Origin of the sequence: Mediterraneibacter hominis (genome assembly GCF_014287475.1) — a bacterium.
Lineage (GTDB): Bacteria > Bacillota > Clostridia > Lachnospirales > Lachnospiraceae > Mediterraneibacter > Mediterraneibacter hominis.
The window spans coordinates 197,097-219,933 of the sequence record NZ_JACOPF010000003.1; the positions used below are offsets into that span (position 1 = coordinate 197,097).

The following is a 22,837-nucleotide window of genomic DNA, read 5'->3' on the forward strand; positions in this document are numbered from 1 at the left end:
CACTTTCGTATTTTTATTGTTTTTCTGTGTTGAAATACTTTCATTTAAATTGCTATACCCTAACGGGTATAAATTATCATATCATTTTTGGAATATTTTTAAAAGGTTCAGATTTTGGAATCTGTATGGAATTAGTAACAGCCCACGCCATTCATAAAACCGCACTTCGTGCCTATTGTGGTTACCGCCACTGTTTTATTCATTGACGGGCGCTTGGTACATCTATATATCAGTCGTCGGATTTTTATGCAAGCGTAAATTCGTCTCCTGCCAGCAGATGGCTGAACTGAAATTAAAATTGTGCTAAGAATAAAAAAATATTTTAAAAATCTACACATTATTGTGCTAAAGTGATACAATAGACGACAAAGGTTTTTAATAAAGAGAGGAATGGAGGAGAAATTAAATGGACAATCAATTAGCACTACTGACACTATGCGGTTCCATCATTGCGCTCCTGTTCGCAGGAACCAGAGCACAAAAGGTTCTGCGTTTTCCTGAGGGAAATGATGTAATGAAGAAAATTTCAGCGTCTATTCATAAAGGGGCGATGGCATATCTGAAACGACAGTATCGTATTTTGATAGCGTTCTTTGCAGGAATGTTCGTAATTCTTACAGTGATGGCAGCTCTTGGGCTTTTGACATGGTTTGTTCCGTTTGCGTTTATTACAGGGGGATTCTTTTCCGGACTATCTGGCTTCGTTGGAATGCAGATTGCAACAAGGGCAAACGCAAGGACAGCTGCGGCGTGTCAGAAAGGTTTGAACAAAGGATTAAGAGTGGCTTTTTCAGCAGGTTCAGTTATGGGATTTACAGTGGTAGGACTGGGACTTCTGGATATATCCATCTGGTATCTTCTGCTCCGCCTTGTATTTGATCTTCCAATCGAAGATATTACAAGTACGATGCTGACATTTGGAATGGGCGCTTCCTCAATGGCACTGTTCGCCCGTGTAGGAGGGGGGATTTACACGAAGGCGGCAGATGTTGGAGCTGACCTGGTAGGGAAAGTAGAAGCTGGAATCCCAGAGGACGATCCGAGAAATCCGGCAGTTATTGCCGACAATGTAGGCGATAATGTAGGGGATGTTGCAGGAATGGGCGCAGATTTGTATGAATCTTATGTAGGCTCTATTTTGTCTGCATGTGCTCTGGGAGTAATTGCATTTAATAAAATAGAATCTGTAGACCGGGTTAATGCAGTAGTTATTCCAATGATTCTGGCAGCAGTCGGAGTGCTTGCGTCTATTTTAGGCTCTATGCTGGTTAAAACAGGAGAGAGCACAGATCAGAGTACACTTTTGAAGGCGCTTAGAAGAGGAACGAATACGAGTGCTGTTATTATAGCAGTTGTGGCGTTCCCGCTTGTATGGTTTATTTTGGGCAAAGATTTTATTGGATTTTACTTTGCAATTCTTGGGGGACTTCTGGCAGGAGTTCTGATTGGATTTTTTACAGAGTATTTTACATCAGACACATATAAACCAACAAAGAACCTGGCGTCTAAATCAGAGACAGGCTCCGCGACAATTATCATAGGCGGGTTAAGTCTCGGAATGTTGTCCACAGCGATTCCGATTTTGATTATTGCAATCTGTGTTATGGCGGCATATACGCTTTCGGGCGGTTTCATAGAGTCTACAAGAGGGCTTTATGGAATCGCACTTGCGGCGGTTGGTATGCTGTCTACATTAGGAATTACACTTGCCACAGACGCTTATGGACCGATTGCAGACAATGCAGGCGGTATCGCGGAGATGGCAGGGTTAGATCCAGAAGTAAGAAAACGTACAGATGCATTGGATTCTCTTGGAAATACAACAGCAGCAACAGGAAAGGGATTTGCAATCGGATCGGCAGCATTGACAGCACTGGCACTGATTGCATCATATGTCGAGAAAGTGCAGGAAGTAGGCGGTGCAGGTGTAGAGCTGGATATGAGTGTAATGAATCCTGCTGTTTTGGTTGGTATCTTTATCGGTGCATGCCTTCCATTTGTATTTGCGGCTCTTACGATGTCTTCTGTGGGACGTGCGGCACAGAGTATTGTTGTAGAGGTAAGACGTCAGTTCCATGAAATTACAGGACTGATGGAAGGAAAGGCAGATGCAGATTATGAGACTTGCGTTGACATTTGTACAAAATCCAGTTTAAAAGAAATGATTCTTCCGACAATTCTGGCGATTGTCACCCCTGTAGTAACAGGTTTGATTCTTGGATATAATGGTGTGATCGGAATGTTGGCAGGTTCTACATCTACTGGATTTTTAATGGCAGTGTTTATGTCAAATGCCGGCGGCGCCTGGGACAATGCAAAAAAATACATTGAAGGCGGAGCGCATGGCGGCAAAGGCAGTGAGTGTCATAAAGCGGCTGTTGTGGGAGATACGGTTGGAGATCCGTTCAAGGATACGTCAGGACCATCTATCAATATCCTGATTAAGCTGTTGTCAATGGTTTCCATTGTATTTGCAGCATTGGTGGTCAACTATCATATCTTTTAGTATTAAAATGTGAAAAAGCTTCGTTTTGAAACAGAAATAATAAAAGAGAAAGAGTGGTATTTTGTAAAGATCACTCTTTCTTTTTGCATATTTTAGGTTTTTATATACCTTGTCAAATGAAGCTCATTATCCTGGAGGGAATGTATTGCAGTGTACCATTTAGGGGATAGTATTTTCAGTAATTAATAAAATTATAGGGAATCTCGGAAATATCTGTTATAATTAAAAGAACGGAGGCAGGTTAAATGAGACAGTATCTTAAAATAAGGAGATCTGCGTTGTGGACGTCTATTGCTTTTATTATACTTGGAATGATACTGGCAATATATCCAGAGATGAGTGGAATGTTATTTACCAGGGGACTGGCAGTAGTTTCCCTGGTTTATGCAGCAGTACGGTTTTACAGATGGAGAAAGAAAAGATTGGAAGGGTATCTGGCGATAGGAGACTTTGCCGTAGGTGTTGTGTTTGCTGTGATTGGGTTGATAGGAATATTCAGCCCTGCGGTAATTCTATCTTTTCTGCCGTTTGTTACAGGTGCAGCTTTGATTCTAGATGGAATTGTAAAAGCACCTGCTGCGATTGAAATGGTGAAAGTGGGAAATGCTTACCACATTCCAGTTGTAGCAGCAGCTGTTCTGCCGCTTCTGTTCGGTGTATTTTTGACAGCTTTTCCATTTCAGGCCGCTACGGCGCTGATTATGGTATTTGGAATTTTTTTGGTGATTGATGGAGTCTGTGATATTATCAGCGTTGCCTATTTCCGGAAATATGAAAAAGAAAATGAAGAGTAAGAGTGCGGGAAAATAGAGGAGAATTTAGAAATGTATACTTTGTGGCAATGGCTTTTGTTTTTTTATATATACAGCTTTATAGGTTGGATTTGGGAGTCTTGTTATGTTTCTGTGCAAAAGCGCAGATGGGTAAACAGAGGCTTCTTAAACGGGCCTTTTCTTCCTATTTATGGATGTGGCGCTCTTGCTGTGCTGATTAGTACAATAACAGTCAGAGAGAATGTGTTTCTCATTTTTCTGTTCGGGATGACAGGCGCGACTATTTTGGAGTATTTTACTGGTTGGGGGATGGAAAAGCTTTTTAAAGTAAAGTATTGGGATTACAGCAGGCAGCCGTTTAATTTGAACGGCCATATTTGTCTTTTGGCATCTCTTGGTTGGGGGCTGTTTGCTGTGATAATGGTGAGAGGAATCCATATTCCAGTTGAATGGGCTGTGCAGGCACTTCCCGGGACAATTGGCGAGAGCGTGGCATTTGGATTTACGATATACATGAGTGTTGACTTTACGCTTTCTTTCAGAGAAGCTATGGATATGAGAGAAATGCTGGAGAAATTACAGGAGAGCAAGGATTATATACGTAGAATGCAGAAACGTCTCGAGGTGATTTCAGCAGTTGCGTCAGATGAATATCAACAATATCTATTAAGCAGAGAGCAAAAGAAAGCAAACAGGAGAGAACGGTTTGCAGACAATCTTTCGGCTATGAGAACAGCGAGAAAGAAACTTTTAGAGGAGTTGTGGAATAAAGCAGAAGCTTTGAAAAGCGGAAATGAAAATGTTATAGAACTAAAAGACGGAATCCGTAGGGAGCTTCTCAAAATGAGTGAAAGAAGGACAAAAGAGTACAAGAAGATCGTGGGACATTTGAGAAGAAATCCAAAGGTGATTTCTAAGAAATACCAGGAAGTATTGGATGATATTAAAAAATTGCTGTGAGAAGCATAAAGAACAAATCCGAAAGTGGACTATGCCGTATGTATAAGAAAAAGAGCCGCCGGACGTATGAAAGGTAAAAATAAAGCTGTATAAAAATAGGAGGAAAGCATAATCAAAAATTTCCCAGCATAGATTGTAAAAAACGAGTATGGGAGATTATCCTTGAAAGAATACATAGAAGAACGGGCAATAGAAATAGCGAATTATATTATTGAAGAAAAGGCGACTGTGAGGCAGACTGCTAAGAAATTTGGAATCTCTAAATCTACGGTTCACAAGGATGTCACGGAGAGGCTTCTTTTGATTAATCCGTCACTGGCGCGCGAGGCGCGAAAGGTTCTGGATATGAACAAATCAGAACGTCATATCCGCGGAGGGCTTGCAACAAAAGAAAAGTATCTTCACCAACATGAAATTATGATATAATGAATTTGGCAGGGATAATGCATAGCAGAAAAAACATAAGCTGGCTCCGGGCATGGCAAAAGCGATGCCGGGGCTGGTTTTGCTATACCTTATCGGGCGAAGCCCGCCATCCCGAAGGGAATGAATTACGGTGTGCCCTTTAGGGTATACCTTATCGGGCGAAGCCCGCCATCCCGGAGGGAATGGATTACGGTGTGCCCTTTAGGGTATCATATAAAAGTACGAGGAAAAAGTGATAAGGGACAGTTTATGAAGAAAGAAAAGACTTTAAGGCAACGACTGATACGTGGATTTATTCTGGCAACTTTGATCCCAGTATTGATTTTTGCACTCTTTTCCCAGATAAATTTCTGGAGGGGAATGAAAGAAAATATGGAGAGGCAGATACAGAGTAATCTGCGGAGTTCAGAACAGTGTCTGAATATGATATTGGACAAGTATGATACCCTTCTCCATGATTTGTGTACAGAGAGTGAGACGGTTCGTACAATGGAGCAGATGAATGAAGTAGTTGGAGAGACGGATACAGAAAGAGAACTCATACAGGAAAAGCTTTGTCATATCTGTACCAGCAATACGGGATTGGCAGGAATCGTTATTCAGACAGAGTATGGAGAACGTGTTTTTTATGATCGGTTAAATGATTCTTACGACAACAATACATGGATAAAGAAAATAGAGATACCTGAGTTGAAAAGGGGAGAGACCTTTTATGGGACAGGTCTTTCTATTGGTGTGGAAAAGGAAGCGGTATATTTATTCTGGACTGCTGAAAATATTATGTCCAGTGATGGAAAAGTATTGGGGACAGCCATTTTTTGTATCTATGAAGAAGTAGTGCGTAATGCGTTGACGGCAGGAATCGATACGGAGAGTTATCTTTTGGACGGAGAAAAAATTGTAAGCGCTTCAGATACTTCTATGATAGGAAAAAGACTGGAGGATATTAAGTCAAAGACATTCCGGTATACAAAAACGAAGAATGAAATGAGTGGTTTTACAATTTGTAATGTGCAGCCTCTTTCTGTTTATCATCATATGGGGGAAAAACAGGTATTGCTTTTGATATTTGTTGCTGTAATAGGGATTGCGGTTATGATTCTTTTGATTTACCGCATGACGCGCCCGTACTTGAAAGCGGTTGACGAGTGGCTTCTGGTGATGAACCGCGTAGAAAAAGGGGATTTCTCGGTAAAAATCCAAAACGATAAGAAAATGCCGAAAGAAATCCGCAAAATCGAAAATGGATTCAATGAAATGCTTTCTCATGTAGAAAGCTTAATGGAACAGGTAAAGCAGGCGGTGGTAGAGCAGAAGAACGCGGAGCTGTATGCTCTGGAAGCGCAGATAGATCCTCATTTTCTTTATAATACACTGGATACAATTAACTGGAAAGCGATAGAAAATGAGCAATACGAGATTAGTGAAATGGTAGGAGCGCTCGCAGATATATTAAGGTATACTGTTTATAATATGGGAGAGACAACAACAATCCGGCAGGAATTAGGATGGTTGAATGAATACATATTGCTCCAGGATGCTAAAAATGGAAAGAAGATAGATGTCAAAATCCAAGTACCTGAAAAATATATGGGATACAAGATTCATAAACTAATTTTGCAGCCATTAGTGGAAAATGCAATCCGACATGGATTTACAGGTGGGGAGGAAAAGGATATTCTGCTGATTCAAATCAGAGAATCAGAAGAACAGCTTCACATTATGATAGGTAATAATGGCAAACGAATCCCTCCTGATATATTGGAAAATCTAAATAATGAAAATATAGAGCTGGACGGACATATGGGAATCGGAAATGTAAGAAAAAGGCTGAAATTATACTATGGAGAAAAAGCGGTGCTCTATTTTGAAAGCGAGGAATACAGCTATACAAAAGTACATTTGTTTATACCCGGAAAGGAGGAAAAGAGATGCGAATCGCAGTCGTAGAAGATGAAGCATTGATTCGTGAAGGCATGGCAAAGATTTTGGCGCGGATAAATCCGGAGTATGAATTAATAGGAACGGCCAAGGACGGGCAGGAGGGATATGAGCTAATTTTGGAAAAAATGCCAGATTTGGTTATTCTGGATATACAGATGCCGAAAATGAACGGTCTGGAGATGTTGAAAAAAATAAGAGAAAAAAATATAGAATGTAGATTTCTGGTTCTTACAGCTTATTCGGATTTTAATTATGCAAAGCAGGCGATTGAGCTTGGAATTGAAAATTACCTTCTAAAACCTATTAAAATTGCAGAATTAAAAAAGGCGCTTTATCAGATTGAGGAGAAACTGTCGCGGGAGCAGAGCAAGGAATCCGCCTTTTCTTTAGATAATATATTTATGGGGTGTATGAACGGTCAACTGCATCCAGATGATGGCTTCCATGAGATGACAAAGGAGAAATATGGGTTTACTGTGAAAGACAAGGCGGTATTGTTTATCGTCTGGCTGGGGGAACAGTATAGGAATCTCAAAGAAGAGGCGAGGACACAATTAGAATGGGTGGGAGAACATGCACTTGATTTTTCTTCGCATATTATTGAGGCGGATGCATGGGAATCATTGATTATGATTCTGTACAGGATGACTGGCGTGGAGTCAAAATATGAATATTTTCAGAAATCTGTTGTCCCAATGCTGTGCACCTCTTTAAAGGGGCCTGTAATCTGTATATGGAGAGAAATGGAACATATGACGGACATAGCAGAGGAATTGAAGAAAATGCAGGAGGAAAAGGAATGGAATCTTCTCTTTGACCGCGGTGCATTGATACGAAGGGAGGATATCAAGAACATGCATCCGGTACCGATGAAATATCCGGTTGACCTGGAGGAGCAAGGAAAGCAGGCCGTTTTGAACGGAGATCCGGAAAAGGTGAAAAGCTGTTATTATAAATTATATGACTATTTCCGAAAGGAAATATATGAACCAAAAGAAATGAAAGAAGTACTTATTCGGTATAATTTGTTCATTGTGAATACATATAAAGCCATAGGAGAACTGGAATCAGAAATGCAGATACAGGAGATTATGCAGAGCATAGCGGCAGCAATCAGTTGGGGACAGATACGCAGCGCTATGGAGAAATTTTTTGGCCTGATTCTGTTTGAGACGCCGAAAGATTCAGAGGAGGGGCAGATCAGTACACTTGTAAAAAAGGCGAAAAAGATAATGAAGCGGTATTACGATCAGGGTATTACGCTGGAGGAAGTGGCAGACCGCCTATTTGTATCTGAGGAATATTTAAGCAGACAGTTTAAAAAAGAAACGGGTGTAAGCTTTAGTGAGACCATGAGGAAATACCGTATTGAAAAGGTGAAGGAATTATTATTGAATACACATTTGAAGCTGAACCAGATTGCAGAGCTTGCCGGATATTCAGATCCAAAGTATATGAGCAAGGTTTTTAAAGAAGAAGTAGGCGTACTTCCCAACGAATTTCGGAAGTCAGTTCATTAAATTATTCCCCCTTTTTTAGAAATTTCTCCCTTTTTATTTCCAGAATTTATGATATGATACGAATAACTTCCAGAGAAAGGCTTGAATATATACTATAAGGAGAAGTTAAAAAGAGGAGAGATCAATCATGAGTGAAATGAAAATTACATTTAAAAATCCGGAGGAAATTCTTGATTTTGTAAACACAGTTTCCAAATATGATTTCGATATGGACTTGAAAAAAGGCAGAATTGTAGTAGATGCGAAATCCCTGTTAGGCATCATGCATCTTGGAATCAACAATATAATCGAGCTGCAGGTATACGGAGACGACTGTGAAGAATTAAAGCAGGAAATTTCCAAGTATGCTGCATAGTATAACTTGTTATAGAAAACTTCCCGGCGTATAATACGCATTGGGAAGTTTTTCATTCTGTCGGGAAATAGTTTTACCTATGCGGAGAAACGTGTGAGGGAAGAAAAAACAGTAAATGAAATAAAAAGGAAAGAGACGGGAAAATGGGAAAATATAAAATAGAGAAGGAGCGGCTTTTATTTGATAACAAGGCACTGGCGACTTTGATTATTCCGCTGATTATAGAGCAGCTTCTGGCAGTTTTTGTGGGAATGGCGGATTCGATTATGGTTGCAAGTGTAGGGGAAGCGGCTGTATCAGGAGTTTCTCTGGTAGATAATATTATGATTTTGTTTATCAATGCATTTGCGGCGCTTGCTACAGGAGGAGCAGTCATTGCAGGACAGTATTTGGGACAGAAAAATGAGAAAGAGTCCTGTAAAGCGGCAACACAGATGATATGGTTTATAACAATCTTGTCACTTGTAATTATGGCGGGTATTTATCTGGCAAAGTGGTTCATTTTGCATGTGGTATTCGGACAGATCGACGCAGATGTAATGGCACATGCCAATACTTATCTTCTGATTGTGACGGCGTCCATTCCCTTTATAGCGTTGTATAACGGTGGTGCAGCGATATTCAGAGTTATGGGAAATTCCAAAGTTTCCATGCAGGTATCCATTATTATGAACGCAATTAATGTCAGTGGAAATGCTCTCTTAATTTTTGGATTCCACAGAGGAACAGAGGGCGTCGCGATTCCCACATTGATTTCCAGAATTACAGCAGCAGTTCTGATTATTATATTGCTGGCACAACAAAAAAGAATCATTCATATACAAAAATCACTTCATTACAGACCGGACTGGAGAATGATAAAAAGAGTCTTGGGAATCGGGATTCCCAACGGCCTAGAAAACAGTATGTTCCAGTTGGGAAAAATTATCGTATTAAGTCTGGTTTCTACGTTTGGTACCTATGCAATCGCAGCAAATGCGGTCAGCAATGCAGTCGCTAATTTTCAGATTCTGCCAGGTATGGCAATCAATCTTGCTATTACCGCTGTAATTGCGCGTTGTGTAGGCGCAGGAGATTATGTACAGGCGCAGTATTATACAAAGAAGCTGATTAAATTGGCGTATGTATGTATATGGGCAGTTAACCTTTTGATTTTCTTACTGCTTCCGGTAATTTTATGGGCATATAATCTATCAGATGTTACGGCAGAAATGACCCGAAAAATTTTATATTTCCACAGTATTAGCTGTATGATTATATGGCCGATATCTTTTTCCCTGCCCTCTACACTGCGGGCAGCGGGAGATGCAGCGGTTACGATGGTTATAGCACTGGTATCTATGTGGATTTTTAGAATTGTATTTAGCTATGTGCTGGGCGGATATTTGAAAATGGGTGTATTCGGTGTATGGGTGGCTATGGTGATTGACTGGTGTTTCAGGTCAATTTGTATGAGCTTGCGGTATAAGAGTGGAAAATGGAAACTGATTCGGAGTATTTGACATTTTAAATGCTTGTAAAAGCGGAATGTCTCACTTATAATAAGAAAGAAGTTACCACTGTCGGCAGAAGAAGAGAATATGTTTACACACAAAAAAGTGCCGGCGGAAAACGAAAGAGAATAGAAGAATAACAGGAGGAAGACCTTGAAGAATGAATTAGTGATTGTCCTTGATTTCGGCGGGCAGTATAATCAGTTGGTTGCAAGACGTGTCAGGGAATGTAATGTGTATTGTGAAATATACTCTTACAAGACAGATATTCAGAAAATCAAAGAAATGAATCCGAAAGGAATTATCCTGACAGGAGGGCCGAATAGCTGTTATGAGGCGGATTCGCCGACATATTCAGAGGAACTGTTTAAATTGGGAATACCTGTGCTTGGACTGTGCTACGGCGCCCAGCTTATGATGCATGTGTTAGGCGGGGAAGTAAAGAAAGCAGATGTCCGAGAATATGGAAAAACAGAGGTAGTGGTTGATAAGACTTTATCCAAAGTATTTCAGGGCGTGTCAGAGAAGACGATTTGCTGGATGAGCCATTTCGATTATATTGCACAGACTGCTCCAGGGTTTGAGATTACAGCACATACGGCAGACTGTCCGGTGGCGGCGTCAGAAAATGAAGTGGAGAAGCTATATGCGATTCAGTTTCATCCAGAAGTGCTTCATACGGTAGAAGGCACAAAGATGATTAACAATTTCGTAAAAAGAGTCTGCAAATGCTCCGGAGATTGGAAGATGGATGCTTTCGTTGAAAATTCGATTAAAGAAATCCGGCAGAAAGTCGGCAGCGGCAAGGTACTGTGTGCTCTGTCCGGCGGTGTAGACTCATCTGTGGCAGCAGTTATGCTGTCAAAAGCGATTGGAAATCAGCTTACTTGTGTATTTGTAGATCACGGTCTGTTGAGAAAGAACGAAGGCGATGAAGTAGAAGCAGTATTTGGGCCGGATGGGCCGTATGATTTAAATTTTATCCGCGTAAATGCGCAGGAGCGCTTCTATGATAAGTTAAAAGGCGTAGAAGAACCGGAGAGAAAACGGAAAATTATAGGAGAAGAATTTATTCGAGTATTTGAAGAAGAGGCGAAAAAGATTGGAGCCGTAGATTTCCTTGTCCAGGGTACCATTTATCCTGACGTGGTGGAGAGTGGCTTGGGCGGCGAGTCAGCAGTGATTAAGTCTCATCACAATGTCGGGGGGCTGCCGGACTATGTGGATTTTAAAGAGATTATTGAGCCTTTGCGTGATTTATTTAAAGATGAGGTGAGGAAAGCAGGGCTGGAGATGGGAATTCCTGAACATCTGGTATTTCGTCAGCCATTCCCGGGCCCAGGACTTGGCATCCGCATTATTGGAGAAGTAACTGCTGAGAAAGTGAGAATGGTGCAGGATGCGGATGCAATTTATCGTGAGGAGATTGCAAATGCAGGATTGGACAGAAGTATAGGACAGTACTTTGCCGGACTTACGAATATGAGAAGTGTCGGTGTTATGGGAGATGAGAGAACCTACGACTATGCGGTGGCATTAAGAGCTGTGAATACGGTAGATTTTATGACTGCCGAAGCGGCAGAGATACCGTTTGAAGTGCTTAATAAAGTAATGAGCAGGATAATAAACGAAGTGCGGGGAGTTAACCGGGTTATGTATGATCTGACCAGTAAACCACCGGGGACGATAGAGTTTGAGTGATGAAATGGACTTGGAAAAACCTTTATTTATGAGGGTTGCAAGCAAAATTGTTTAAGTGCTGGCAACGATTTGGCAACATTTAGAGTATCACTCACTGAATAATAGAATACTTCAATAACAGAAAACCTTACTGATTTTCAGAAATAAAGCTGAAAGTCGGTAAGGTTTTTGTGCGTTTCGAGGTTGAAAATTAGTCGGATTCGGGTTTCAAGTCCTGTAAGATAAGGTCGCTGAGTTCTTGTGAGGGAATGACCTTTCTCCATTGTTTTGAGGTGTCTAATTCGGGATATTTGTACCGCCACTGGTCGTATTCTTCTTCGGTTATCTCGCCTTGTTCCAGACGGGCAGCCTGTTCCTGCCATGCATGGAACATATCAAACATAGTGGTGTAGGTTGTTCCGGCAGATTTATCTAACCGCAGACACACTTCTCCGTCAATCTCGCCGATTTTTAAGCCATACATATCTTCCAACGCAAAAAGCGTGTGCATAAGTCCGATATAACTGTCTATTTCCGGCACAGTGATTGCACGAGGACTTACATCGAGGAGATGTGCCATTTCTTTTACAAGGTCTTGTTTCGGTGTTCTGGATTCTGATTCGTATTGTGCCATACGGACATCAGAGGTCTTTCCCAGAAAACCGAGGAGTTCGCCTAACTGTTTCTGTGTCATGCCTTTCCGGTTGCGGAAAAAGCGGATTCTTTTGCCGATTGCCATAATAAAACCTCCGATACTAAACATTTCTGTTGAAGTTAGTATAACATGATGAAATAGGAATAGCAAGCGGAACTTAAATAAAAAAAGTTAATATTTTTCTGCAAACCACTTGACTTAACGGAATTTATTTAGTATCATAAAAACATGACTTAAACAAAAAGAGTTAAAAATTAAATGACCGTCCAAACCGAACAAACGCCATGACCTTAAAAAAAAGAAGCGAGCGTCCCTTATGTAGAGGGACTGGCACAGCGCCGAAAAGGGTTGCCTGTCAGAACGGGAAGGAGAGAACGGCAGGAATTTTAGGGAAAGGAGAGGATATAGATGGCAGAAAAATCATTTATGACGGTGGAAGAAGTGGCAACAGAATTAAGGGTATCAAAGTCCAAAGCTTATCAGGTTGTAAGGGAATTGAACACAGAATTGCAGAAACAAGGGTATATGACAGTAGCGGGGCGTGTAAATACTACTTTCTTTCATAAGAAGGTCTGTTACAGCGATTAAGTTGGAAGGAGATGATGGAAATGGCTGTATATAAAGACAATGCTACGGGAACATGGAGGGTAATTTATCGTTTCACGAATTGGAAAGGGGAACGGAAACAGACACAGAAACGTGGGTTTGCAACAAAAAGAGAAGCGCAAGCCTGGGAACATGAGGTTATGCTGAAACAGAACTCCAAACTGGATATGACATTTGCCAGCTTTTTTGAACTTTATGAAGCAGATAAAAAGCAGCGTGTCAAGGAAAGTACATGGGAATCTAAAAGCCATGTAATACGTACAAAGATTTTGCCTTATTTTGGGAATCGGAAGATTGCAGAGATTGAAGCAAAAGACATTATTGCATGGCAGAATGAACTCATGGCGTATCGGGATGAGAAAAGTAAGCCCTATTCAGCAGATTATCTGAAGACAATACACGCACAGCTTACAGCAATTTTTAACCATGCTGTAAATTTTTATAATCTGCCTTACAATCCGGCAAGGCGGGCTGGCACAATGGGAAATGAAATTCCAAAGGAGATGGACTTCTGGACAAAAGAGGAATATCTGAAATTTTCAGAAGCCATGATGGATAAGCCACGTTCCTTTTATGCTTTTGAAATGCTTTACTGGTGCGGTATCCGTTCCGGTGAGCTGTTGGCTCTTACTGCTGCTGATTTTGATTTCCAGAAGCAGACGGTCACGATCAGCAAGACGTACCACCGTTCCAAAGGGCGTGATATTATTACAAGCCCTAAAACAGCGAAAAGCAACCGTACCGTAAAAATGCCCCCGTTTCTCTGCGAAGAAATGCAGGAGTATATCAAAATGTTCTATGACATCAAGCCAGATGAACGGCTGTTTACGGTTACAAAATCTTATCTCAGCCATGAGATGGAGCGAGGTGCAAAACAGGCGGGAGTGAAAAAGATTCGGGTGCATGATATTCGGCATAGCCATGTATCGCTGCTGATAAATATGGGATTTTCAGTGCTTGCGATTGGGGAACGGGTAGGACACGAAGCAGAAAAAATCACTTACAGGTATGCACATTTATTTCCAACTGTTCAGACAGAAATGGCAGAAAAGCTGGAAATGGAGAGAATGGAAAAGGAGAACAGCAATGGAAAGAAGTCTTGATTATAAAGGGCGTTGGAGAAATCATACCGTAGCATTTCGGGTATCGGATGAAGAAGCGAAGCTGCTTAATGATTTGGTAGCATTGTCTGGTTTGACAAAGCAGGAATATATCATAAGACGACTGACGTGCAGGGATGTGGTTGTACAGGGAAATCCGAGAGTCTATAAGGCATTAAAAAATCAGATGGCAGCTATTCATGAGGAGTTAAAGCGGCTGGAAACAGTAAGTCCGGATAATGATGAACTGCTCTATACGTTGCAGGTAATTGCAATTACGTTAGAGGGATTGAAAGGAGAAGATGAATGATGGAAAAAATGAAAACGACTGCTCCCGTATCATCTGTTGGCGCAGATGGGGTGCAGCCGAATGTAAAAAATCACAATGAAATTATAGCAAATTCACAGGAACAAATCAATCAGCAAGCCACCAAAAAACCAGAGAAATCAGGGAATGGCGGACTGCATACCATGTCCATGCCGGAATTGTATGATACTGTTTTTGTGCCGAGAGTACCGATTGTAGACGGTTTTCTCTATGGCGGCACATATCTCTTTGTAGGTGCGCCAAAGGTAGGAAAATCATTTTTCATGGCACAACTTGCCTATCATGTGGCAATGGGGATTCCGTTGTGGGATTATCCGGTGCGGAAAGGAACGGTGCTGTATCTGGCATTGGAAGATGATTATGCAAGACTTCAACGCCGACTGTCTGGTATGTTTGGTGTAGAGTGTGCCGATAATCTGTATTTTGCAACACAGGCAAAGACCTTGAATGAGGGATTAGACAGGCAATTAGAAGGATTTTTGAAAGAGCATAAGGACGCAAGGCTGATTATTATTGATACGCTCCAGAAAGTGCGTGAAGTCGGCGGGGATAGATACAGCTATTCCAGCGATTATGAGATTGTGACAAAGCTGAAATCATTCAGCGATAAATATGGTATCTGCCTGCTGGTGGTTCATCATACACGCAAGCTGGAATCGGAGGACAGCTTCGATATGATTTCCGGCACAAACGGACTGTTGGGTGCGGCAGATGGGGCGTTTATCATGCACAAAAAGAAACGGACAGATAATGAAGCGGTGATGGACATTGTGGGGCGTGACCAGCCGGATCAGGAACTGACTATAGAATTTGACAGGGAGCGTTGTGTATGGAAATTCAAGAAAGCAGAAACAGAGTTGTGGAAACAACCACCGAATCCGCTTTTAGAGGCAATCAATGCGTTTCTGACAGAGGACAGACAGGAGTGGGAGGGAACAGCGACAGAACTTGTAAAGCAACTGCCGGATATACAGCTACAGGCGAATGTGCTTTCACGAAGATTGAATACCGTCAACAGCCAGTTACTTAATGACTATGGGATTTTCTATGATAATAAGCGGGGGCATGAAAGAAAAATCATTCTGAAACGTCTTGAAGCAAAGGAATAAAAGCGACGATATGCGTCGGTTGCGACGGTATTTTTGATAGCAGGTAGGTATAGAAAATATCGACGCTATCGACGCAAACCGACGCAGAAAGGGAGAGAAGATGAAAAATGTACAGATTCCTTATGAATTGTTTATGATGCTGCTCCGTTATCATCTGGTGGAAGATGATACCTGTTTGGAGGAAATTCGGCAGGGATTGGAGAAGAAACTGGATTCTTTGGTGCAGCATGAACTATATGGGAAATTTAAGACTGCTCCAACGCAGGAGGAACGGGAAAAAGCCAGACAGGAATATCTGGACAGACGTGGAGTGTCGGACAGTTTCCGCTGGTAGTTTTCCTTGATGAGAATAGACAGGGGCGTGCCACGCTCCTGTGGATAACAGACAAAGAGAAAGGTGTGATTGGATGATAATTCAGCCGGAGTGGGGAACTCGGAATGTAAATAAATATTTTTACGAAAGTGAAGCCCGGAGGGTTGCTGACCTCAATGAAATCTTCGGAGAGGTAGAACTGACAGTTGATGAAGAAAGGACATTGATATGGCTTGCCGGATGGGATGAATATACGATAGAAAATGTGCTATCGGCTATCCGAAAAGCTATGGCGGCAGAAGCAAAGCGGCTGGAAGCCGTCCGTCCGTAGGACGGAAAAGCTCCCAGCAGGGCGCAATGGCAGCTTTTGATGGACGGAACGGCTGTCAAAAGTGCTTTTGCGTTACTTTCGACGAAAGTAACAAAGCTATGTGCCGTATCCGGCACTGATTACCCCTAAACAGGGAGAAGGGATAAAGATTGAAGCGAACAATTAGTTTTATGACAGGAAAAGGTTCTGTTAATCATAACAGCAGAAAGTTCCATGCAAAAAATATAGATTCGGAAAGAAGTTATCTGAATGTAGAATACTGTAACGAAGATGTCAAAGACGTGTATCACGAATTGTTTGATGAAGCTCTTGTTCGATATAATGAGAAGCAGACCAGAAGTGACCGTAAGATTGATGATTATTATGATAAAATTTGTTTCGGCAAACAGGAGAAACCGTTTCATGAAATCATTCTGCAAATCGGAGATAAAGACAATATGGGAGCGACAACAGAAAACGGACAGCTTGCTGCAAAGGTGCTTGATGAATATATGCGTGATTTTCAAAGACGGAATCCTACGCTACGGGTATTTTCTGCGTACTTGCACATGGATGAAGCGACACCGCATCTGCATATTGATTTTGTACCATATACGACAGGAAGCAAAAGAGGACTTGATACAAGAGTTTCTTTGAAACAGGCGTTATCGGCTCTTGGGTTTAAAGGAGGCACCAGAAGCGAAACAGAATTAAATCAATGGGTACAGCATGAGAAAAAACAGCTTGCGGAAATTATGTTGGAACGTGGGATTGAATGGGAACAGAAAGGCACACATGAAAAGCATTTATCAGTTTTGGACTTTAAGAAAAAGGAACGGGCAAAGGAAGTTGCGGAGTTGGAAGCGAAAAAAGAAAGTCTGGAAGAACATAATGCTGCCATACTGGAAACCAGTGAAAAGTGGTTGGGAGAATTGGAAAATCTTGAACAGGAGATTCACTCCGCACAGGAAATTCGTGAGGAAGCAGATAAAAAAGCAGAAGTGGCTAAGAAAGAAGCAGCACGATATGAGAAAAAACTGGCGGAGATTGCTCCTATGGTAAAGGATATGGAACGATTTGCAGTTAAGTATTCGTATGATCCAGAGGAAGTGCTGCCGGAAGCTGGAACATTGGAAAGCGGAAAGTCTTATAGAGAGAAAAAGGCAAAGCCACTGATTGAAAAAATCATAACGGTTCTGCGGTCTGTGTATCGGGCGTACTTGGATATTTCCAGAAATTATAACGATTTGCAAAGGTCATGTGAACGAGCATGGAACAAGGTTAATGCGCTTTCTCAATATGTAGAAAAACTTAGGGACGAAAATATTGAAATGAAAGAAAAACTAAAGGATGTTCAATATTTATATCGAGTTATGGGAAAAGAAAAGGTAAATAAAATTATTCAGCAAGGGAAAGAAGCGGAAACAATAGAGAAGATGAAAAGGCAGGCACAAAGAAGAACTCAATGGGAAAGATAAAAGCCTTTACGGAATCGTAGAATGTGTTTATAATTAAGAAAAGATTTTGTATAAGCAGAGAGAGGATACTGTCCTCTCTTTACTTATATTATACCATAAAAATCAAGAATTTTAAAGACTGGAAATGCCATTTAGCTGGTGCTATACTGCTATCACTAATAAAGCGATAGGGGGGATTAACATTGGAAAAAGAGTGGATTCTTATGGTACAGCAGCAGAATCAATTAGGGAACTTGTTGAAAACTAATCAGAAAACAGAAAAATTCGGACTTTCTATAAGCGAACAAGATGCGGAAATGATTTTGCAGGAGAGAAAGAATGCTCTGCAAGAACAGAAAAGAATTGAATTCGGGGAGGGAATTGTTCAAAAAATTATCTATGAGTTCTGTGATTCAGACTACATTGACCAAAACAACTATGTCAATACGATTATCCGCCTTCAAGAAATTTTTTATCTTTATAAAAATGAAATGAATGATGAAATTACTGACGATGAGCTATTGCATTTTATGAAAGAGCAATTTGATAATGTGTGCTTTGGTGATTTGGAATATTTGGAAGGAACATGTCTTTCCATATTTGCACAGGCAATTCGAGCTGGTTATAGAGGATTTCAAAAAACAGAGGGACGACAAGAGTATGAGCAATTTGATGAGGTGCAGCGTTGGGATTACGAGTTGTATCTTGAAGCTCTGAAAAATTTGTGTTGGGAGTAAAGGTTGACTATGGATTACGGGATGAGTGAATTAGTAGCGATTGTGGGAAAGCTGGCGGAAAAATATACAGGACATGAGCATACTTCAATAAGCTACGAGAAGGCAGAACAGTTAATGGAGGCGGTTTTATACTGTATTTGTGAGACAGAAAAGGAAAATACGGAATTCGCTGTTCGAGGAGAAAAATTGGATGCTGAAAGAGTATATTTACTCGGAAAACATCTTGTAGAGGAAAAAGTTAAAAAAAGTCTGGAGTTATACAATCACATTTCTGCGGAGTTTTGTGATTATGGTAATTTCTGTTTGCAAAATATTTTTTTAAAAGATTTACCGTATTTTTTTGAACATTATAATTATCAGTTCGCTCCTCAAGATACAATGATTATTATAAATTATTCAACATGGAACGATGTTTCCAGTGATAAGGGGGTTGATAAAATCTGGAACTTTTTGCAATCTGTTTTGTTGGAACAAAAGTTTTTACAGGCTTTCCCGAAACAAGAGATATATCGTGTTTTGATAAAGTACGATATTGCAAATGAAGGGGAAGCAGAGAATTTGTGCGAGATTATTCTACGAACTATAATGATGAATATTTTCTTGGGAAAATATCCTTTAGATTCTGAGTTCACAAAAGAGGATTGTATTAGGCTGCAGGAATTGTTCAAAGGCATGAGAGAAGATGAGATAGAAAAACAATTTCAAAAAATAGTACAGAAACTGGTAGAGAATTATTATGGTGGCGATGAGAAACTGCAAGATTATTTGTGTATTGGTTTGAGAGATATGGCAGTTAGGACAAAGAATGCTGTTCAAAACGAAACGCTTATAGGCTATTTAAAAATAGATTGCACACTCTTGTAAAATGTTCAAAAAGAGCATTGTTAATTCTGAAAACTTTGGTATAATAAAAGCGTGGCAACATTTTGGCAACAGAAAATCAGTAAGCCAGAATAAATGATGTAATTGAAGTAAAAAACGGTGTGTATTTGCATAAAACTTAAATAAATATAGTTAATAACAATAAAGGACACGCCGAGTTTGAATAGAGGGTTAAAACCCCGCAAGCCAGTAATTACAAGGCTTGCGGGGTTTTCTTCTACCTAAAAAGTAAGATTTTAGTAAGACTTTCTGTAATGTCCATATGCGCAATGTATTTTATGATAGCTTATTTCCGTCTGTTTATTGCTATGCTTTCCGGGAAAGTATTTTTCCAGTGGGCATATTCTTCTTTGGTCATTTCTCCAGCTTGATACTTCTTATTTACTTCTCCCCATTCAATAACAAGATCTGATATACTGGCTTGTCCTCTCTTTTTGGGAGCAGCCTGTAAGTAATAGATTCCGTTTTCTTCCACCACTTTCAGATTGTAGTTTTCTTCGATTTCAAACAAAGCGTGCATAACACCGAGTTCACTGTTTAAATTCGGTTCAGAAATAGCGAAAACACTCACCCCAAGAGCAGAAGCAATAACCTCAAGGTGTTTCGGGCTGGGGGTGCGGTTGCCTAATTCATAGTTTCTTATGGCGGATTCGCTCATGCGGCACTTTTGTGCCAAATCCTTTTGTAGTAGATTCTGTTCCGTTCTGAATTTTCTGATTTTTTCACCAACAGTCATCGCTATCATCCTTTCAAGATATGTATATTTCCTAAGTATAACCAGTATACCACAGACATTTCAAAATTGAAATGAAAACTATTGACATTTCAGAAATGAAATATTATAATGCAGATATACATTTCAATAATGAAATGTTAGCAAATAAAATGAAAGGTGGATAATGTATGGAGAAAAACTTATTTATTAATGCAAGCGAAGTGGTAGATATGTTGGATGTGTCAAAACCCTATGCTTATAAGCTAATACAGCAATTTAACAAAGAACTTGCCGAAAAAGGCTATCAGATTATTCCCGGCAGAGTCAGCAGGAAATATTTCAAGGAAAGGATGTACGGATTGAATGAGTAGGGGGTGTGGAAATGTCGGTTCATAAAAATAAAGTGACGGGTAAGTGGGATGCATATAGCTATTACTACGATTACACCGGGAAACGAAAACAGAAGCACAAAAGCGGTTTTGAGAAGAAGAGAGATGCACAGGAATGGGAACGGCAGTTTGCTCTAAAGAAAGACCGTAATTTGGATATGAGTTTTGGCGTGTTCGTAGAAATGTATATGGCAAATGAAGAAAAAAGAGTGAAGAAAAGTACGTTTCTGACAAAGCAGCATATTGTCGAGAAAAAGATTCTCCCTTACTTCAAAGATAGAAAACTGAAAGAGATTACAGCGGCAGACGTCATAGAATGGCAGAATGAAATGATTTCTTTCAAGAATGGAAAGGGAAAAGGTCATTCACAGGATTATCTTCGCACCATTCATGCACAGTTAAGCGCAATCTTTAATCATGCGGTAAACCTTTATGGGCTTTCCGCTAATCCAGCCAGACAGGCGGGGACGATGGGAAAACAGTTTGACAAAGAGATGAAATTCTGGACAAAGGAAGAGTTTCAGCGATTTATTGAAGCTGTAGCAAATAAACCGAGGTCATACTATGCGTTTGAAATGCTTTACTGGTGCGGAATGAGAGAGGGGGAACTGCTGGCTCTTACAAGAGAAGACTTCGATTTCGCAAAACAGACAGTTCGCATTAACAAGACGTTCCAAAAGTTAGAGGGAAAAGACCACATAGGAACACCCAAAACGCAGAAAAGTAACCGAACAATTATCATGCCGGATTTTCTGGCAGAAGAAATGGAGATGTATATTGACAGTTTATATGGGTATCGCCCCACAGACAGGATATTCCAGATTAGCAAGAGTTTTCTCCACCATGAGATGGACAGGGGAGCAAAAGCGGCAGGAGTGCCGGAAATCCGCATACACGACTTGCGGCATTCCCATGTTTCGCTGCTGATTAATATGGGATATTCCGCATTGGCAATCGGAGAGAGGTTAGGGCATGAGAGCATAAAAGTCACATACCGTTATGCACACCTTTTCCTAACGGTTCAGACAGATATGGCAAAAAAATTAGGAGCAGAAAGAGAGGAAATATTAGATGTCCCAAAAGAAGAAAGATGATAAAAACAGGTGGCGCAATCTTACCGTTGCGTTCCGGGTTTCGCCCGAAGAAAACGAAGAATTAAATATGAGAGTGAAGCTATCCGGCGCAGAGACTAAACGGGAATATATTATTCAAAGCGTTCTCCATCAACAGGTAATTGCAAAAGGGAATCCACTGATGCTTGTGACGTTCCGAAGAGAACTGCAGCATATTGAAAAAGAACTGGAACGGCTGACATCTATTGACGAGATGGATTCTGAACTTTTGACACCGATCAGGAGTATGTTAGAAATATTAGAGGGTTTTCATAAAAATAGTACAGGGGAAAAGAACAATGAGCGTTAAAAAGCCCTTGCATCCGTAAATACAAGAGCCTTAGAAATGCACAATGCATCTCTGGACAAGAGTATTGTAGCACGAAGAAAAGGCAGATACAATCGAAAATTCAAAACAGAAAGGGGGCGGTGACTTGGCAATCTGTTCATCTCAGAATACTATCGTAGATCAAATGGCTGGCATTGTAATTACAGGAAATGTGATTCCTCAGAATTGGTACAGGGCAATCGTCAAGCCAACTGGGAAACCATATGTAGAAGCGATTATGATATTAGCAGATATTGTATACTGGTATCGCCCCACAGAGGTCAGAGATGAAATGACCGGGCAGACAACAAGGTTACAGAAGAAGTTTCATGGAGATTTACTGCAAAGAAGCTATCAGCAAATATCAGACCAGTTTGGAATCTCAAAGAGACAAGCAGCAAGAGCAATCGTTGCATTGGAAGAATTGGGAGTTATACGAAGAGAATTTCGTGATCTAAAAATCAACGGTCGAAGTGTGAATAATGTAATGTATCTGGAATTGATACCGGGGAGATTGCAGGAGTTAACAAATCCACTGCAAGATGATAATAAATCCATATCACCAATTTTGGAGACAACTTATACCAAAAATTTGGATAGAACCATAGAGAAAATGGAGATAGGTTATGCCGGGGAATGTGATACAAATACAAAGATTTCTCCAGAGATTAACAACAAAGAGTATTCCATCCTATCGTATCAGGAAGAACTGGAACAATTTAAAAACCAGATTGATTACGATGCGATACGATTGGATATGCCATATCAGGCAGAGCAGTTAGATGAAATTGTCTCTCTGGCAGTAGAGATTTTGACAACAACAAAGGAAACCATACGGGTAAACAAAGAGGAACGGCAGACTTATCTGGTTCAAACACAGTTTCGGAAACTGAATATGGGGCGTATACGCTATGTATTGGATTGTCTGGCTCATAATACAACCGAGGTAAGGAATATTAAAGCAATGCTGATAACAAGCCTATATAACGCTGTATCGACTATGGGCAGCTATTATATGGCAAGGGTACAGCATGATTTGTATGGTGATTAAATTCTGCCCGGTTACGGGCATATAAAGCGGCGGACACGCCGAAAAAGAAATAAGTCGTGGCATCTCTCAGCAATAAGAAACTACTTTC

24 protein-coding genes are annotated in these 22,837 nt (G+C 40.6%); 22 read left to right on the forward strand and 2 right to left on the reverse strand.

Features of this window, described 5'->3' with window-relative positions; translation table 11 throughout:
* Nucleotides 1–406: 406 nt before the first annotated feature.
* The 9 genes from H8S37_RS13815 to guaA all read left to right on the forward strand — a co-directional run bounded on the left by H8S37_RS13815 (nucleotide 407) and on the right by guaA (nucleotide 11,678).
* Nucleotides 407–2,506: a sodium-translocating pyrophosphatase gene (locus tag H8S37_RS13815; protein ID WP_186876650.1), complete on the forward strand. Its 2,100-nt coding sequence runs from the start codon at nucleotides 407–409 to the stop codon at nucleotides 2,504–2,506.
* A 245-nt stretch (nucleotides 2,507–2,751) separates the two neighbouring features.
* Entirely contained in the window at nucleotides 2,752–3,300 is a 549-nt protein-coding gene (locus H8S37_RS13820) for an HdeD family acid-resistance protein (RefSeq protein ID WP_186876651.1), read from the forward strand.
* A 30-nt stretch (nucleotides 3,301–3,330) separates the two neighbouring features.
* A complete protein-coding gene (locus H8S37_RS13825; protein WP_186876652.1) occupies nucleotides 3,331–4,239 on the forward strand; it encodes a putative ABC transporter permease in 909 nt (302 codons plus the stop codon).
* 162 nt (nucleotides 4,240–4,401) lie between these two features.
* Nucleotides 4,402–4,665 carry a sporulation transcriptional regulator SpoIIID gene (gene spoIIID, locus H8S37_RS13830; RefSeq protein WP_186876653.1) on the forward strand — a complete coding sequence of 88 codons (264 nt, stop codon included), beginning with the start codon at nucleotides 4,402–4,404 and terminating at the stop codon, nucleotides 4,663–4,665.
* Between the two features lie 249 nt (nucleotides 4,666–4,914).
* Nucleotides 4,915–6,615 carry a sensor histidine kinase gene (locus H8S37_RS13835; protein WP_186876654.1) on the forward strand — a complete coding sequence of 567 codons (1,701 nt, stop codon included), beginning with the start codon at nucleotides 4,915–4,917 and terminating at the stop codon, nucleotides 6,613–6,615.
* Nucleotides 6,597–8,129, forward strand: coding sequence for a response regulator (locus H8S37_RS13840; protein ID WP_186876655.1), 1,533 nt, complete (start codon nucleotides 6,597–6,599; stop codon nucleotides 8,127–8,129). Before H8S37_RS13835 ends, H8S37_RS13840 begins: the two co-directional genes overlap by 19 nt.
* Nucleotides 8,130–8,256: 127 nt before the next feature.
* A complete protein-coding gene (locus tag H8S37_RS13845) occupies nucleotides 8,257–8,484 on the forward strand; it encodes an HPr family phosphocarrier protein (protein ID WP_186876656.1) in 228 nt (75 codons plus the stop codon).
* A 143-nt stretch (nucleotides 8,485–8,627) separates the two neighbouring features.
* Complete coding sequence (locus tag H8S37_RS13850; RefSeq protein WP_186876657.1) at nucleotides 8,628–9,986, forward strand: MATE family efflux transporter; 1,359 nt, start codon at nucleotides 8,628–8,630, stop codon at nucleotides 9,984–9,986.
* Between the two features lie 144 nt (nucleotides 9,987–10,130).
* Nucleotides 10,131–11,678, forward strand: coding sequence for a glutamine-hydrolyzing GMP synthase (guaA, locus tag H8S37_RS13855; RefSeq protein ID WP_186876658.1), 1,548 nt, complete (start codon nucleotides 10,131–10,133; stop codon nucleotides 11,676–11,678).
* Nucleotides 11,679–11,868: 190 nt separating this feature from the next.
* On the opposite strand, the gene H8S37_RS13860 is transcribed toward guaA, so the two are convergent.
* Complete coding sequence (locus tag H8S37_RS13860; protein ID WP_117578167.1) at nucleotides 11,869–12,396, reverse strand: helix-turn-helix domain-containing protein; 528 nt, start codon at nucleotides 12,394–12,396, stop codon at nucleotides 11,869–11,871.
* A 324-nt stretch (nucleotides 12,397–12,720) separates the two neighbouring features.
* Here H8S37_RS13860 and H8S37_RS13865 point away from each other — a divergent pair, with 324 nt between their 5' ends.
* The 9 genes from H8S37_RS13865 to H8S37_RS13905 all read left to right on the forward strand — a co-directional run bounded on the left by H8S37_RS13865 (nucleotide 12,721) and on the right by H8S37_RS13905 (nucleotide 19,136).
* The gene (locus H8S37_RS13865; protein ID WP_117509452.1) at nucleotides 12,721–12,900 is read left to right on the forward strand and encodes a MerR family transcriptional regulator; all 180 of its coding nucleotides are present in this window, start codon (nucleotides 12,721–12,723) and stop codon (nucleotides 12,898–12,900) included.
* 20 nt (nucleotides 12,901–12,920) lie between these two features.
* Nucleotides 12,921–14,021 carry a site-specific integrase gene (locus H8S37_RS13870; RefSeq protein ID WP_186876659.1) on the forward strand — a complete coding sequence of 367 codons (1,101 nt, stop codon included), beginning with the start codon at nucleotides 12,921–12,923 and terminating at the stop codon, nucleotides 14,019–14,021.
* Complete coding sequence (locus tag H8S37_RS13875) at nucleotides 14,005–14,328, forward strand: plasmid mobilization protein (RefSeq protein ID WP_117509450.1); 324 nt, start codon at nucleotides 14,005–14,007, stop codon at nucleotides 14,326–14,328. Before H8S37_RS13870 ends, H8S37_RS13875 begins: the two co-directional genes overlap by 17 nt.
* A complete protein-coding gene (locus H8S37_RS13880; RefSeq protein ID WP_186876660.1) occupies nucleotides 14,325–15,455 on the forward strand; it encodes an AAA family ATPase in 1,131 nt (376 codons plus the stop codon). The genes H8S37_RS13875 and H8S37_RS13880 overlap by 4 nt, the downstream gene beginning before the upstream one ends.
* 100 nt (nucleotides 15,456–15,555) lie before the next feature.
* A complete protein-coding gene (locus H8S37_RS13885; protein WP_186876661.1) occupies nucleotides 15,556–15,789 on the forward strand; it encodes a complexin-2 in 234 nt (77 codons plus the stop codon).
* Between the two features lie 73 nt (nucleotides 15,790–15,862).
* Nucleotides 15,863–16,099, forward strand: coding sequence for a hypothetical protein (locus tag H8S37_RS13890; RefSeq protein WP_186876662.1), 237 nt, complete (start codon nucleotides 15,863–15,865; stop codon nucleotides 16,097–16,099).
* 170 nt (nucleotides 16,100–16,269) lie between these two features.
* The gene (locus H8S37_RS13895) at nucleotides 16,270–17,556 is read left to right on the forward strand and encodes a plasmid recombination protein (protein WP_186876786.1); all 1,287 of its coding nucleotides are present in this window, start codon (nucleotides 16,270–16,272) and stop codon (nucleotides 17,554–17,556) included.
* Between the two features lie 203 nt (nucleotides 17,557–17,759).
* A complete protein-coding gene (locus H8S37_RS13900) occupies nucleotides 17,760–18,272 on the forward strand; it encodes a DUF6323 family protein (RefSeq protein ID WP_408631379.1) in 513 nt (170 codons plus the stop codon).
* A gap of 9 nt (nucleotides 18,273–18,281) precedes the next feature.
* The gene (locus H8S37_RS13905) at nucleotides 18,282–19,136 is read left to right on the forward strand and encodes a DUF6179 domain-containing protein (protein ID WP_186876663.1); all 855 of its coding nucleotides are present in this window, start codon (nucleotides 18,282–18,284) and stop codon (nucleotides 19,134–19,136) included.
* Nucleotides 19,137–19,440: 304 nt separating this feature from the next.
* On the opposite strand, the gene H8S37_RS13910 is transcribed toward H8S37_RS13905, so the two are convergent.
* Nucleotides 19,441–19,890: a helix-turn-helix domain-containing protein gene (locus tag H8S37_RS13910; RefSeq protein ID WP_186876664.1), complete on the reverse strand. Its 450-nt coding sequence runs from the start codon at nucleotides 19,888–19,890 to the stop codon at nucleotides 19,441–19,443.
* Between the two features lie 167 nt (nucleotides 19,891–20,057).
* On the opposite strand from H8S37_RS13910, the gene H8S37_RS13915 reads away from it, so the two are divergent.
* The 4 genes from H8S37_RS13915 (at nucleotide 20,058) to H8S37_RS13930 (ending at nucleotide 22,749) form a co-directional block, all read left to right on the forward strand.
* Entirely contained in the window at nucleotides 20,058–20,240 is a 183-nt protein-coding gene (locus tag H8S37_RS13915) for a DNA-binding protein (RefSeq protein WP_130433530.1), read from the forward strand.
* A gap of 11 nt (nucleotides 20,241–20,251) precedes the next feature.
* Nucleotides 20,252–21,352, forward strand: a complete 1,101-nt coding sequence (locus tag H8S37_RS13920; protein WP_186876665.1) for a site-specific integrase — start codon at nucleotides 20,252–20,254, stop codon at nucleotides 21,350–21,352.
* The gene (locus tag H8S37_RS13925) at nucleotides 21,330–21,680 is read left to right on the forward strand and encodes a plasmid mobilization protein (RefSeq protein ID WP_186876666.1); all 351 of its coding nucleotides are present in this window, start codon (nucleotides 21,330–21,332) and stop codon (nucleotides 21,678–21,680) included. The genes H8S37_RS13920 and H8S37_RS13925 overlap by 23 nt, the downstream gene beginning before the upstream one ends.
* Before the next feature lie 124 nt (nucleotides 21,681–21,804).
* Nucleotides 21,805–22,749: a DUF6017 domain-containing protein gene (locus H8S37_RS13930; RefSeq protein WP_243207199.1), complete on the forward strand. Its 945-nt coding sequence runs from the start codon at nucleotides 21,805–21,807 to the stop codon at nucleotides 22,747–22,749.
* Nucleotides 22,750–22,837 lie beyond the last annotated feature (88 nt).

What these genes read in the sequence shown, in the direction of transcription:
- H8S37_RS13890 (WP_186876662.1), top strand. Translation starts at nt 15,863, where the DNA reads ATGATAATTCAGCCGGAGTGGGGAACTCGGAATGTAAATAAATATTTT.
- H8S37_RS13860 (WP_117578167.1), bottom strand. Translation starts at nt 12,396, where the DNA reads ATGGCAATCGGCAAAAGAATCCGCTTTTTCCGCAACCGGAAAGGCATG.
- H8S37_RS13915 (WP_130433530.1), top strand. Translation starts at nt 20,058, where the DNA reads ATGGAGAAAAACTTATTTATTAATGCAAGCGAAGTGGTAGATATGTTG.
- H8S37_RS13835 (WP_186876654.1), top strand. Translation starts at nt 4,915, where the DNA reads ATGAAGAAAGAAAAGACTTTAAGGCAACGACTGATACGTGGATTTATT.
- H8S37_RS13870 (WP_186876659.1), top strand. Translation starts at nt 12,921, where the DNA reads ATGGCTGTATATAAAGACAATGCTACGGGAACATGGAGGGTAATTTAT.
- H8S37_RS13815 (WP_186876650.1), top strand. Translation starts at nt 407, where the DNA reads ATGGACAATCAATTAGCACTACTGACACTATGCGGTTCCATCATTGCG.
- H8S37_RS13910 (WP_186876664.1), bottom strand. Translation starts at nt 19,890, where the DNA reads ATGACTGTTGGTGAAAAAATCAGAAAATTCAGAACGGAACAGAATCTA.
- H8S37_RS13905 (WP_186876663.1), top strand. Translation starts at nt 18,282, where the DNA reads ATGGATTACGGGATGAGTGAATTAGTAGCGATTGTGGGAAAGCTGGCG.
- H8S37_RS13825 (WP_186876652.1), top strand. Translation starts at nt 3,331, where the DNA reads ATGTATACTTTGTGGCAATGGCTTTTGTTTTTTTATATATACAGCTTT.
- H8S37_RS13900 (WP_408631379.1), top strand. Translation starts at nt 17,760, where the DNA reads ATGGTACAGCAGCAGAATCAATTAGGGAACTTGTTGAAAACTAATCAG.
- H8S37_RS13880 (WP_186876660.1), top strand. Translation starts at nt 14,325, where the DNA reads ATGATGGAAAAAATGAAAACGACTGCTCCCGTATCATCTGTTGGCGCA.
- H8S37_RS13865 (WP_117509452.1), top strand. Translation starts at nt 12,721, where the DNA reads ATGGCAGAAAAATCATTTATGACGGTGGAAGAAGTGGCAACAGAATTA.
- H8S37_RS13875 (WP_117509450.1), top strand. Translation starts at nt 14,005, where the DNA reads ATGGAAAGAAGTCTTGATTATAAAGGGCGTTGGAGAAATCATACCGTA.
- H8S37_RS13895 (WP_186876786.1), top strand. Translation starts at nt 16,270, where the DNA reads ATGACAGGAAAAGGTTCTGTTAATCATAACAGCAGAAAGTTCCATGCA.
- H8S37_RS13885 (WP_186876661.1), top strand. Translation starts at nt 15,556, where the DNA reads ATGAAAAATGTACAGATTCCTTATGAATTGTTTATGATGCTGCTCCGT.
- H8S37_RS13850 (WP_186876657.1), top strand. Translation starts at nt 8,628, where the DNA reads ATGGGAAAATATAAAATAGAGAAGGAGCGGCTTTTATTTGATAACAAG.
- H8S37_RS13920 (WP_186876665.1), top strand. Translation starts at nt 20,252, where the DNA reads ATGTCGGTTCATAAAAATAAAGTGACGGGTAAGTGGGATGCATATAGC.
- H8S37_RS13845 (WP_186876656.1), top strand. Translation starts at nt 8,257, where the DNA reads ATGAGTGAAATGAAAATTACATTTAAAAATCCGGAGGAAATTCTTGAT.
- H8S37_RS13925 (WP_186876666.1), top strand. Translation starts at nt 21,330, where the DNA reads ATGTCCCAAAAGAAGAAAGATGATAAAAACAGGTGGCGCAATCTTACC.
- H8S37_RS13820 (WP_186876651.1), top strand. Translation starts at nt 2,752, where the DNA reads ATGAGACAGTATCTTAAAATAAGGAGATCTGCGTTGTGGACGTCTATT.
- H8S37_RS13840 (WP_186876655.1), top strand. Translation starts at nt 6,597, where the DNA reads ATGCGAATCGCAGTCGTAGAAGATGAAGCATTGATTCGTGAAGGCATG.